The organism is Mucilaginibacter pallidiroseus, from assembly GCF_007846085.1.
Classification (GTDB): domain Bacteria; phylum Bacteroidota; class Bacteroidia; order Sphingobacteriales; family Sphingobacteriaceae; genus Mucilaginibacter; species Mucilaginibacter pallidiroseus.
Window position 1 is genome coordinate 168589 of the sequence record NZ_VOEJ01000002.1, and the last position, 12454, is coordinate 181042.

The following is a 12454-nucleotide window of genomic DNA, read 5'->3' on the forward strand; positions in this document are numbered from 1 at the left end:
GCCACCTTTATCGTATAAGCCCTCCCCTTCATGGTAGAGCTAGGTGGGGCTTATACCCCTTTTAATGTTTGTGATGTGATATAATCTACCACATCAACAAAGCTATTGTTTTGCTGGTAAATGGCTAGCTGCCTGTCGGCACCGGTTCCGTTCTCCAACATCGTGTGTACATATTGCAAATCATCGCGGCAGCCAAGATCATCTACTACGTCGTCAATAAAATCGAGCAGTTCCAATATCAGTGCGCGGGTATTAACTTCAAGTTCCTTACCAAAATCAATCATTTTACCATCGATACCGTAACGTGCCGCGCGCCATTTATTTTCATTAATAAGTGCGCGGTTGTAGGTAATAAACTTCATGTTTTGCTGGCGCAGCTTATACAACTTGGCACAAATGCATTGGAATAATGCCACCATTACCATTGTTTCATCAATTAGCATAGGACAATCGCAAATGCGAAACTCAATGGTTTCATAAAATGGGTGTACCCGCAGGTCCCACCATATTTTTTTGGCGTTATCTATACAATTGGTTTTTACCAGCAGCTTTACGTAGTTGTCATAATCTTCAATACTGGCAAAAAAATCGGGGATACCAGTACGCGGGAACTTATCAAACACTTTCGTGCGAAATGATTTGTAACCCGTATTCCTACCCTCCCAAAATGGCGAATTGGTTGATAATGCGTAAACGTGCGGCAAAAAATACCGCGCCTGGTTGGCAATATGGATGGCCATATCACGCGATTGTATACCTACATGCACATGCAGCCCGAAGATAAGGTTGGAACGTGCGGCTTCCTGCAACTCATCCACAATCTCAAAATACCGGGGATGATCTGTTATCAGCTGATGCTGCCAGTGCGAAAACGGATGCGTACCGGCAGCCCCAATGCGCAGCCCTAAATCGCCGGCTAACTGGGCAACGGTGCCCCTTAGCTTGGTAACTTCCTTGCGGGCTTCCTCGGTATTGCGGCAAATATGCGTACCCACCTCAACCACGGCCTGGTGCATTTCGGCCTTTACCTGGTCTTCATGGATCTTTTGCGCCCCGTCAACAATTTTTTGCTCATGCGATTTCAGCTCCCTTGTAACAGGGTCGAGCACCATAAATTCCTCTTCAACACCTAAGGTGAATTCGTTCATAACTGGATAGGGGTTTGATTGATTTTTATTCCTGTCATTCTGAGCGTAGCGAAGAATCTATTTCGCTAACTGTTCTGTCGGCTATCAGATGCTTCACCCCGTTCAGCATGACAAGGTGGTTTTATTTCTTAGCCGCTTTCTTTGGCGCAGCCTCTTTTGCGGCTGCTTTTTTTGGCGCTGCAGCTTTCTTTTTCGGTTTCGCTTCGTCGGCAATGGCGTGGTCAACCTCGCCAACGCTTACATCAGCAGCAGCGGCTTTTGGTGCTTTTGCTTTTGCAGTTGCTACCAAAGGTTTACCCGCTACGCCGGTGCGTACAAATTCGCCCCAGGTAAGGTTGTCCTTGTCGTCTTTTTGTGCCTGTGCACGCTCAATGGCGTAATTGGCTGCGGTTTCAACCACCCAGTCAAAGTTTTCCTGGCCTACGCTGGTAACCTCTGCATCGGGTGCCGGGTTGCAAAAGTCAATAGCGTAGGGTATGCCATCGCGTACTGCAAATTCAACGGTGTTAAAATCGTAACCCAGGTACTGGTTAAGCTTAAGCACGTAATCGGTAATGGTATCCAGCATTTTTTTAGATGCAGGGGCCTTACCATGCTCGTAACGCAGGTGGTGCGGGTTACGCGGCTCGTACTGCATAATGCGCACATGCTTGCCGCCAATGCAATAGCAACGGAAGTAATCATCAAAAATAATTTCTTCCTGCAAAAGCATCACCAGCTGCTTGGTTTCTGCAAATTTTGTCCAAAGGTCTTCCTTGTCGCTTATTTTGTAAACATCGCGCCAGCCGCCACCATCAAACGGTTTCATATATGCCGGGAAACCAACATAATCAAATATTCCGTCCCAATCTAACGGGTAAGCCAGGTTGCGAAACGAATTTTCGTTGGTATCTGTAGGGTGATCTTTCGAGGGCAGCAACACCGTTTTAGGTACCGGTACGCCAAGCTTAACGGCTAAGGCATTGTTAAAAAACTTTTCGTCGGCGCTCCACCAAAACGGGTTGTTAATAACTGCCGTACCTGTTATGGCTGCGTTTTTTAACGATGCACGGTAAAAGGGAACATCCTGCGATATGCGGTCAACTATTACCGAATAGCCCAGTGGTTCGCCCTGCAACATCTTGTCGATACGTACAAACTCTGCCGATATATCTTTCAGCCCCTTCTGGTTAATCCTGTCAACAAATGCCTGGGGGAACGAATTTTCCTGTCCAAATAAAATGCCTATTTTTTTCATGGTAGATTATATATAAATTCTGATTTCTAAATACTAAACTCTAAACAAAAAGCGCTAATTCCATACAGCAAAATCGCTAATCTCTTGTCTCCAACCCCTAATCTCTATTTTATATTGGATAAATAATGCGGAAACATTTCGCGCCATATCGGCCAGTCGTGGTTGGCAAAGGGGCGTATATCCAACCAGTGGTTGATGTTTTTTGCCGCCAATATGCGCGACATTTCCTCATTATATCCTTTGCACATATCATGCTCGGACGTGCCCAATATAATGTTCATCCGCCACAGCCATTCGTTATTACTGCCGGGTACAAAATCCACCGGGTTGTTGTAAAATATGTTGTCGTCGTAATAGCCGTCGGTAAACATTTTGATATCAAAAGCGCCGCCCATGGTAAACAGGTGGGCCACCTTTTCAGGGTGCTTAAAGGCAAAATTGGCCGCATGGTAACCGCCAAAACTGCAACCGGCCATACATACGCGCTCTACCCCTGTTTCGTGCTGCGCCCAGGGCACCAGCTCGTCGGTAAGCATGCGGTCATACCAGGTATAGTTGCGGGCACGGTCGGCGGGGTGTATGTCTTTGTCGTACCAGCTTTGCGCGTCAATAGTATCGGGGCAGTATATCTTAACGAGGCCCTGTTCAACAAACCAGCGTGCGCTGTCTATCAGTCCAAAATCTTTATTTTGATGAAAGCGGCCCTTGGTAGTCGGGAAAAGTATTACAGGATAACCCCTGTCGCCAAATACCAGCATCTCCAGTTCGGTATTTAAATTGGGCGAATACCAGCGGTGATATTGTTCTGTCAATGTGGTTACGTTTTATAGTGGTAAGTTAAGTGCTTTGCGTGTAAATGTCAACAACATGCCAAAAATTGTGTTTTACCTGTCTAAGTAAAAGTATAACCCTACTTTTGTACCCTTAATTATTTTTTTATATGTACTACAGTACAGCAACAGAAATGAAGATTGCCCAAAAGGATTTACATATAACATCGGCCATGTTACAGCGCAACGTAACCGTTACCCTGCTGATGCCCGAAGAGGGCAGCATTGCCGAGCCGCTTAACCTGCTTTTACTTAACGACGGGCAGGAACTTGAGGCGCTGAAGCTAACTGAATCTTTAGAGAACTTATACGAGCGCAATCAGCTTAAGCCCGTACTTGTGGCTGCTGTACACGCCGGCGACGAACGCCTGCAGGAATACGGCGTAGCGGGCAGGCCCGACTTTAAAGACCGGGGCAACAAGGCCGACCTTTACACCCAATTTATTATTGATGAGTTGCTGCCGCAGATAAAAATGGAAACAGGCGTTGACGATTTTGACGCTACTGCTTTTGCAGGATTTTCGTTAGGTGGGCTTAGCGCCCTTGATATTGCCTGGCATAATGCGGACGTGTTTGATAAGGTTGGCACCTTTTCGGCATCGTACTGGTGGCGCAGCAAGGATTTGTTAAAGGGTTATACCGATGCCGACCGTATTATGCATAACGTTATAAGGGAAACAAGCGGCAAACCCGAGCTCAAATTTTGGCTGCAAACCGGCACCAAAGACGAAACGGCCGACCGTAACCAAAACGGCATCATCGACTCGATTGATGATACCATAGATGTAATTAAGGAATTGCTTGCCAAAGGTTACGAGCGCCCTGCCGATATCCAATACCTCGAGATACTAAATGGCACCCACGATACCGAAACCTGGGGCAAAGCCATGTCCAAATTTTTGTGCTGGGCCTTTGGGCGATAAATGTGGCTCACGCTGATTGATAGATACCGTGTCATTGCGAGGAGCGAAGGGATCTCCGAATGGAATAATTAACAAATGCTGCGATGATAAATACTTCGTAGGCTCAAACGCTTTAATGATAAAAATAACATTAATTCAATCTTCTTTTTTCATAATAATATAAACGCGATTTAGAATCATGACCATGGTAAGCGTAAATAGTATTAAAAAAAAGTAAATTAAGGGACTAACTATATAATCAAACAATCTAAAACAAGAATCCTTTGGTTGATAAGAATAAATAATCAGGATCAACAGTAATACTAGAGAAAGGAGGATATTAAAGGAAATATTGACATGGATTTCTTTTACAAATTTCCTTTTAAGCGCATTTTCTTGAGAATCAGTTTTAAGCTTATCCATTAAGCCATATACAATTGCTAAAAAATTAAATAGAAATCCACCCAGAATAGAGACTGCTGTAATTAAATCCGTAGTATGATCAATTAATTTAACTCTCTTATAAGTGAGAATCGCAGAAATTATAATTGGAGATAAAAAAAACAGCAAGGCATCACCTCTGGAAATCCAATTTGAATCAGAATTATTACTTCTTAAAGTTTTAAGATGGTCTTGAACGATCTTAAAAATATTAATTCTGCTAAGCATTAACTGGTTTCAACGTTAAGATATCATTTATTAGCCCTTGAGAGACCTCAATCAAAGATTCCGTTGTTGGCTGATTATCAATAATTTCTACTTCACCTGTCACATCAATATCTGGCTGTGTTCGATGCTTCTGTAAGACATGAAAAGTTTTTATTTTGCCTTTAAATTCTAATTGAAATTCAACTTCATCTACACTATCATTTTTGGAATTTAATTCTATCACTGAATTTTTATTTTCCCCTACAAATAAATTATGAATTACGCTTTTCCAATAATTTGAAAGTGATGACCTTGACTGTATTGTAGTTGTTAGAGTTCCTTTATCTGAATACTCCTTCTGTTCATTATCATAAAGTTCTTCAATTGTATTAGGAATACTTCTTTTAATGAAGTCGATTTTTTTCAAATTACCTAACAACATCATTTTGTCATAGACGCGTTTATTTAATAAGTTAGATATTACCACATTATAATCAGGGTATCCCCGCTCCCTTAAATACAAATTCAAGGACTTAGATAAAAGCCCTTTCGCACCTATGTCTCTTTTCTTTTGAATAATCAAGTATGCGTAAGTTTTACCTATTGGAAATTCAATATAAAAAAAAAGATTTCTGTAAGTAACGTGTTTAACAGGATCAGACTCAAATTTTTTATCATCTCCTTCTCTTACGGTGAACCTATCCTCGTTAACACCACTTGATATAAAACCGTAAATCGCCCTCTTTTCAGCTAACACCGTAACCGGTTCATCTAAAGCTAAATGTAATATGCTTCTATCATTTAGTGATGGTGCTGCCTTAATGTTTGTGAACACGTCATCCATAAAACCTTTGAAAAGTTCTAAAAAGTCGTTACTCCCGTCAAATTGACTTAATATCGCATCTGAAGATGCGTTTACACTGACTTTTAGGTTATAGGTTGATAATAGAATTCTATTTGCCATTATTAATTATGATTTGGTTAGGAGAAACTAATTTACAACATTAAAATCATTAACACAATCAGATGAATTTAATATAAAAATGAGTCTACGTGGTGGTTATCTGACACCAAATTCGAATACTAGCCCAAACGATCAATTCCAACCTTTTTAAAAACCCATACATTTTCGACAATGCACATTTAACATCATCTGCATAACTATCTGCCACCCCATCAACATTAACTTACAATTACATAATAATCAAACATTTGTAAAAACATGGCTTTGCTTTTTTATACCGTAAATAAAGCGTATCTTTGCGCCAAATTTAGAAGAGCATTTGCATGCAAAAAATTAGAAATATTGCGATCATCGCACACGTTGACCACGGTAAAACCACATTGGTTGATAAAATTTTACACAGCTGCGCCATATTCCGCGACAACCAGGAAACAGGAGAACTGATACTGGATAACAACGATTTGGAGCGCGAGCGTGGAATTACCATCGTATCTAAAAACGTATCTGTACACTACAAAGATGTTAAGATCAACATCATTGATACTCCTGGTCACGCCGACTTTGGCGGCGAGGTGGAGCGTGTATTGAAAATGGCCGACGGCGTTTTATTATTATGCGATGCTTTTGAAGGCGCCATGCCACAAACACGTTTTGTTACCCAAAAAGCTTTGGCACTTGGCCTTAAGCCTATTGTGGTTGTAAACAAAGTAGATAAAGAAAACTGCCGCCCTGAGGAGGTTTACGAGCAGATCTTCGAACTTTTCTTCAACCTTGAAGCTACCGAAGAGCAATTGGATTTCCCGGTTGTTTACGGTTCATCAAAACAGGGCTGGATGAGCACCGATTACAAAAAACCTACAGATAACATTTTCCCGCTGATGGATGCCATTTTGGAGAACATCCCTGCTGCGCCGGAAAATGAAGGTACTTTACAGATGCAGATCACTTCGTTAGATTATTCATCTTTCGTTGGTCGTATCGCTATTGGCCGTGTTGCACGCGGTACCATCAAAGAAAACCAGCCGGTATCTTTGGTAAAACGCGATGGCAAAATTGTAAAATCACGTATCAAAGAACTTTACACTTTTGAAGGTTTAGGTAAAGTAAAAGCTACTGAAGTAAAATCTGGCGATATCTGCGCTGTTGTAGGTATCGAGGGTTTTGACATTGGCGATACAATTGCTGATTTTGAAAAACCGGAACAACTGGAGGTAATCAAAATTGATGAGCCTACCATGAACATGTTGTTCACCATCAATACGTCTCCTTTCTTTGGTAAAGAGGGTAAATTTGTTACCTCACGCCACCTGCGCGACCGTTTGTTTAAAGAGATGGAGAAAAACCTGGCACTTAAGGTTGTTGAAACCGAGTCGCCAGATTCATACCTGGTTTATGGTCGTGGTATTCTTCACTTGTCGGTATTGATCGAGACCATGCGTCGCGAGGGTTACGAGTTACAGGTAGGCCAGCCACAGGTTATTGTTAAGGAAGTTGACGGTGTTAAATCTGAGCCGGTTGAAACCCTTATTGTTGACGTACCGGGCGATGTTGCAGGTAAGGTAATTGAGTTGGTAACACAACGCAAAGGCGACTTGCTTATCATGGAGCCAAAAGGCGATTTACAGCACCTTGAGTTTGAAATTCCTTCTCGTGGTATCATCGGTTTACGTAACAACGTATTAACTGCTACTGCCGGCGAGGCCATCATGGCACACCGCTTTAAAGCTTACGAGCCTTGGAAAGGTACTATCCCCGGCCGTTCGGCTGGTGTATTGGTATCAATGGATACCGGTAAAACTACTGCATTCGCTATTGATAAATTGCAGGATCGCGGCCGTTTCTTTATCGATCCGGGTGTTGATATTTACGAAGGTCAAATACTGGGCGAGCACATCCGCGATAATGATTTGGTTATCAACTTAACCAAAGGCAAGCAGTTAACCAACATGCGTGCATCTGGTAGCGATACCAACGTACGTATTGCTCCGGCCATCAAATTCTCTTTAGAGGAGTCAATGGAGTACATCCAGGCCGATGAGTATATCGAGGTTACACCACAAAGCATCCGTTTGCGTAAAATCTTCCTTAACGAAGGCGAACGCAGAAACAATGCTAAGAAGTTTGTTAATCAGTAATTATTAGTGATTAGAGAGCGGAGATTAGAGATTAGTTTTTAATAGCCGCATTAAATATCAAAAGGCATCCGTAGTACGGGTGCCTTTTTTTATTGCAGTCACCAATAACTAATCAGCAAATAACTAATCACTGCACTCAAATCTCTAATCTCTAAAACCTATCTTTACGCCCCATATGCGCATACCCAGCATCCCCGGTTTCAATCAGCAGGCTTTAGAAAAGTATTTTAAGAATACGGGGATGTCTTTTATAGGAAAGGTTGGCAGCCTTTTAATTAAAATGCTTGTTGGTATTGCAGTAGCCCGATACTTGAGTAAAGACAGGTTGGGTATCATAACAGGCGGCGTAACATATGTTTACTTATTTTCGGCAATAGCCACCCTGGGGCTCGATCAGTTTATTGTTAAGGAACTGCACCAGTATCCGGATAACCGTGATCGCATTTTGGGTACATCCTTTTGGATGAAGATACTGGCCAGCCTTAGTTGCATACCTCTGCTGTGGCTGGCATATCATGTTTATCCTGCCAAAGACACGCCTTTTACTTACATCCTTATTTTATCAGCAGTTGGCATAGTGCAAGCCTTTAATGTGATCGACTCGTACTTTCAATCTCAGGTACAGTCTAAATACATTATGCAGGTACAGGTTATAGGCAATCTGGTATCAGCAGCCATCAAATTTGTTTTGATATACTTAAAAATGCCGCTTATAGCTTTTGTATTTGCTTACTCGCTCGACTTTTTGTTAGTCGCATTAGGCTATTGCCTCACTTATCAGCGCAAAGGCCGCAGTTTGTTCAACTGGTCGTATCAAAACAGCTTAGCAAAAAAGTTGATCACACATTCTTGGCCGCTCATTATATCGGGTATAATGGTGTCTTTATATATGAAGATAGATCAGTTGATGATCCAAAACATTTCGGGAATTGACGAGGCAGGTGCATATGCTACGGTTGCCAGCTTAAGTGAAGCCTGGAATTTTATCCCTACCGTTATTGTAACCACCCTTTTCCCTGCAATATTGAATGCCCGCCGTGATGATACAGCCCGATACAAAAAACGTATCCAAAACCTGTACGATTTGATGGTTTACCTAAGCCTGCCCGCAGCAATCGTAATTACATTTACATCGCATTTAATTTACAAGCTTTACACGCCCGAGTATGCTTATGCGGCACCTACTTTGTCGGTACATATATGGTCGGGGGTGTTTGTATTTTTAGGGGCCGCAAGCAGTCAGTATTTAATTGCCGAAAACCTTACCAAACTTACTTTTATAAGAACTGGCTTTGGTGCCTTAGTAAATATATTGCTTAATTTGGCTTTGATACCCAAAATGGGTATGATGGGCGCTGCAATTGCCACACTGGTAGCTTATGCAAGCTCGGCCTTTGTAATAGTATTTATACCTAAAGTTAGGGAGCAGGCAGTAATGATGTTTAAATCATTATTTTTAATTTCACTTTTTCAAAAGATCATAAAACGTTGAGTACAATTTCATCGCTTATAAAGGTATTGTTTAAGCCGGCACATCTGCGGGCACTGCTCTCATATGATAGCAAGGGTTATTTAACTGATATCGGCTGGTTCAATGCCTTTGACAGCAAATCGCCGGTTGATGAGCAGGGCAACCCGATACCGTGGGTAACTTACTCTTTTATCGACTTTATTAAAACCCGCATCAGTAAAGAACATGCTATTTTTGAGTTTGGCTCAGGCAACTCAACCTTGTTTTATGCCAAATACGCGGGCATAGTAGTTTCTGTTGAGCACGATAAAGAATGGTACGAAAAGATCTCGGCTACCAAACCCGATAATAGCGAAATGATTTACACCGAGCTGGTACGCGGTGGCGAGTACTGCCAGGTACCCGTAAAGCTGCAGGAAAAATTTGATGTGATTATTGTTGATGGTCGCGACAGGGTAAACTGTTGCATACAAGCCGTTAACGCTTTGTCGGATAATGGTGTAGTTGTCTTGGACGATTCGGAACGCGCTGACTATAAAGACGGGATAGAGTTTTTAGTAGCGCATGGCTTTAAAGAACTGCCGTTTAGCGGTATATCGCCGGGTTTATTCTACCGTAAATCCACCTCCGTATTTTACAAACCAAACAACTGCCTGGGGATATAAATAAACCTTATATTTTTATTTCAGATGGCGCTCTGGAGATATGCCTTATCAGTTTTTTTAACATCCGCTACAATTATTTGTTTTCCAGGCTGGTCAATAGCCAATAACACGCGCTACACACTCAATTTAACAGATTCATTACCCATAATAAAACCAAAAAATATAAGTGCCGTTAATTGCTATGATATCAATTGGGCAACCTGGGGCACTTTTAACGACGTAAATACCACCACCGGGAGTGTCTTAGACGCTGATGGCAGCCCCATTAGCATCACAATGTCAGCCAATTACAGCTTTGGCTCAACTCCGTCTATTTACACGTATTCCAGATTTAGTTCCTACCCCTCAAATATTCCTAATTCAACAGTACCCAAAACTACTTGGGCTGCAGGGGCTGGTGGTACCACTACAATGTGTTTTTCTAAAACGGTAACTAACCCCGTACTATTGCTATCGTCGTTAGGCAGCTCGCTACCAACCAGTTCAAAGCTGCAATTCTCAACACCATATGTGGTTTTATTTGATGGCGGCGGGATGGTTTATAATGACAGCAAAAACATTACAGGCACAGAAGGATATGCCATCATTATGTTTCCCGGCGATTTTACCTGCGTAACTATAAATTCGTCAACACCAGAAAACTACACTAATTTAACTTGGGGCATAAGGCCCCAACCATTTAATATTGCCATAACAGACCTGCCAAGCTCATGCGGGAGCGCCGTAGTAACTGCTAATGGTGGCATAAAATATAAATGGGATGGTGGCGATACCCCCGATCAGGCAACAAATACATTTCATCAAAGCGGCACATACTTATTAACTGTGACAAACGCAAGCGGATGTGTTACATCTGTATCAAAAACTATAAATGTAAACACAGCTGCCACCCCTACCATCACAAGCTTTAGTTTCCCTCAACAAAATTATGCAGCTGTAATAAACCAAGCAGCACATACCATAAATGTAGAGGTTTCGTCAAAAGCCGATATAAAACGCCTGATACCTGCTATCACTATCAGTAACGGTACAATTAGCCCCGCATCGGCAAGTGAGCAAGATTTTACTAACGACGTTATTTACCACCTAACCAGTACATGCGGGGTAGCTGACTATCGCGTAACAGTAAAAGTGGCTGTATCGAATGTAATGAAGATTTGCCAAACCGAGCAAAATATACTAATACCAGGCAGTTTAATTAGCGGCGCAACCTATCAATGGCAAAGATACTCGAACGGGACATGGCAAAGTACAGGGTTAAGTGGAACTAATTCATCTTACATTGCGCCGGTATCAACAGGTAGCGCAGAGATAGTTGATAGCTATCGCAGGCAGGTAACAGTTAACAATATAATTTCTTATGATAATTATACGGACGTTTATAACGAACCATCAATTCTCAATAATCTCGTAACAGCCGATAAACAAACAATTTGTGTCATTGGGGATAAAACCCTAAACATTACAGGCAATATACCTAGCGGCAATAGCGTAATTTATCAATGGCAGTCAAGTACCGATAACAACGCATGGGCAACTATTACTGGTGCTACCCAAAAGGACTTGCAGATTAATTTCACAAGCACAGTGTCACTATACTATCGCAGGCTAGCCAACAACAGCACTTGTAATGCAATAAGTAATGTGGTTAAGGTCGATTATTCGGGGCCGGTTACCGTTGCCAACGCAGGCAGCAGCCGATCAGGCTGCGACCAAGTATTGATTACATTAAACGCAAATATACCGGCAAGTTCCGAAATCGGCACCTGGACAGTTGTGAGCCCATCGAGTTATAGCCCTTTTAACAGCACTTCTGTACATGACCCTAATGCTATACTAAACAATTTCCCTCAAGATATAGATGTATTGTTAAAATGGACCATAACTAAAACTGATTGCAATCAGCAATCAGAAAGTACTATTAATTTACACAGTGTAAGCTCTCCTACTGTAAACGCCGGAACTGACAAGTACATAGAGCCGGGGGAAAGCGTAACTCTTCACGCAGAGATTAGTTCATCAAACAGTTATTCTTATCAATGGAGCCCTGCTACCGGCCTGAATAATCCTTCCTTGAAAGACCCGGTAGCAAAACCAACCGAAACTACAACTTATACACTTACAGCCCTAGCAGACAACGGAAATTGTGAAAAAACAGATATGGTTACGGTATTTGTAAATAACACGTTAGAGGTGCCTAATACATTTACGCCAAACGGAGATGGCTACAATGATATATGGAATATAAAAAACATTATTAGTTATAAAAAAGTAAGTGTAACCATATTGAATAGGTGGGGTAACCAAATTTATTATTCAAACGGCTATGCAAAACCTTGGGACGGTACATTTAATGGAAAAAAAGTAACACCAGGTACTTACTATTACATTATTGACGTTACCGATACGCATATAAAAAAATCGGGTTCCATTACAGTAATTTACTAATATTGC

General features: G+C 41.8%; 10 protein-coding genes. 5 read left to right on the forward strand and 5 right to left on the reverse strand.

What is annotated here, in order from left to right:
• Positions 1 to 50: 50 nt before the first annotated feature.
• From FPZ43_RS05200 to FPZ43_RS05210, 3 genes are all read right to left on the reverse strand, one after another.
• On the reverse strand, positions 51 to 1148 hold the full coding sequence (locus tag FPZ43_RS05200; protein WP_146380799.1) for a carboxylate-amine ligase: 1098 nt from the start codon (positions 1146 to 1148) through the stop codon (positions 51 to 53).
• Positions 1149 to 1269: 121 nt separating this feature from the next.
• Positions 1270 to 2385: an ATP-grasp domain-containing protein gene (locus FPZ43_RS05205; RefSeq protein WP_146380800.1), complete on the reverse strand. Its 1116-nt coding sequence runs from the start codon at positions 2383 to 2385 to the stop codon at positions 1270 to 1272.
• Positions 2386 to 2489: 104 nt separating this feature from the next.
• Positions 2490 to 3197, reverse strand: a complete 708-nt coding sequence (locus tag FPZ43_RS05210; protein WP_146380801.1) for an esterase family protein — start codon at positions 3195 to 3197, stop codon at positions 2490 to 2492.
• Positions 3198 to 3325: 128 nt separating this feature from the next.
• Between FPZ43_RS05210 and FPZ43_RS05215 the strand changes: the two genes are divergently transcribed.
• On the forward strand, positions 3326 to 4138 hold the full coding sequence (locus FPZ43_RS05215; protein ID WP_146380802.1) for an alpha/beta hydrolase: 813 nt from the start codon (positions 3326 to 3328) through the stop codon (positions 4136 to 4138).
• Positions 4139 to 4273: 135 nt separating this feature from the next.
• Here the strand turns inward: FPZ43_RS05215 and FPZ43_RS05220 are convergent, their stop codons facing one another.
• On the reverse strand, positions 4274 to 4786 hold the full coding sequence (locus tag FPZ43_RS05220) for a hypothetical protein (protein ID WP_146380803.1): 513 nt from the start codon (positions 4784 to 4786) through the stop codon (positions 4274 to 4276).
• Entirely contained in the window at positions 4779 to 5729 is a 951-nt protein-coding gene (locus FPZ43_RS05225) for a hypothetical protein (RefSeq protein WP_146380804.1), read from the reverse strand. Before FPZ43_RS05225 ends, FPZ43_RS05220 begins: the two co-directional genes overlap by 8 nt.
• A gap of 323 nt (positions 5730 to 6052) precedes the next feature.
• On the opposite strand from FPZ43_RS05225, the gene typA reads away from it, so the two are divergent.
• From typA to FPZ43_RS05245, 4 genes are all read left to right on the forward strand, one after another.
• Positions 6053 to 7864: a translational GTPase TypA gene (gene typA, locus FPZ43_RS05230; RefSeq protein ID WP_146380805.1), complete on the forward strand. Its 1812-nt coding sequence runs from the start codon at positions 6053 to 6055 to the stop codon at positions 7862 to 7864.
• 175 nt (positions 7865 to 8039) lie between these two features.
• Entirely contained in the window at positions 8040 to 9356 is a 1317-nt protein-coding gene (locus tag FPZ43_RS05235) for a flippase (protein WP_146380806.1), read from the forward strand.
• Positions 9353 to 10000, forward strand: a complete 648-nt coding sequence (locus tag FPZ43_RS05240; RefSeq protein ID WP_146380807.1) for an FkbM family methyltransferase — start codon at positions 9353 to 9355, stop codon at positions 9998 to 10000. Before FPZ43_RS05235 ends, FPZ43_RS05240 begins: the two co-directional genes overlap by 4 nt.
• Positions 10001 to 10024: 24 nt before the next feature.
• Positions 10025 to 12448, forward strand: coding sequence for a gliding motility-associated C-terminal domain-containing protein (locus tag FPZ43_RS05245; RefSeq protein ID WP_146380808.1), 2424 nt, complete (start codon positions 10025 to 10027; stop codon positions 12446 to 12448).
• The last annotated feature ends 6 nt before the right edge of the window (positions 12449 to 12454 follow it).

Excerpts from the sequence above, each read along its gene's own strand:
- FPZ43_RS05220 (WP_146380803.1), bottom strand. The coding sequence starts at position 4,786 with ATGCTTAGCAGAATTAATATTTTTAAGATCGTTCAAGACCATCTTAAA.
- FPZ43_RS05245 (WP_146380808.1), top strand. The coding sequence starts at position 10,025 with ATGGCGCTCTGGAGATATGCCTTATCAGTTTTTTTAACATCCGCTACA.
- FPZ43_RS05225 (WP_146380804.1), bottom strand. The coding sequence starts at position 5,729 with ATGGCAAATAGAATTCTATTATCAACCTATAACCTAAAAGTCAGTGTA.
- typA (WP_146380805.1), top strand. The coding sequence starts at position 6,053 with ATGCAAAAAATTAGAAATATTGCGATCATCGCACACGTTGACCACGGT.
- FPZ43_RS05205 (WP_146380800.1), bottom strand. The coding sequence starts at position 2,385 with ATGAAAAAAATAGGCATTTTATTTGGACAGGAAAATTCGTTCCCCCAG.
- FPZ43_RS05215 (WP_146380802.1), top strand. The coding sequence starts at position 3,326 with ATGTACTACAGTACAGCAACAGAAATGAAGATTGCCCAAAAGGATTTA.
- FPZ43_RS05235 (WP_146380806.1), top strand. The coding sequence starts at position 8,040 with ATGCGCATACCCAGCATCCCCGGTTTCAATCAGCAGGCTTTAGAAAAG.
- FPZ43_RS05200 (WP_146380799.1), bottom strand. The coding sequence starts at position 1,148 with ATGAACGAATTCACCTTAGGTGTTGAAGAGGAATTTATGGTGCTCGAC.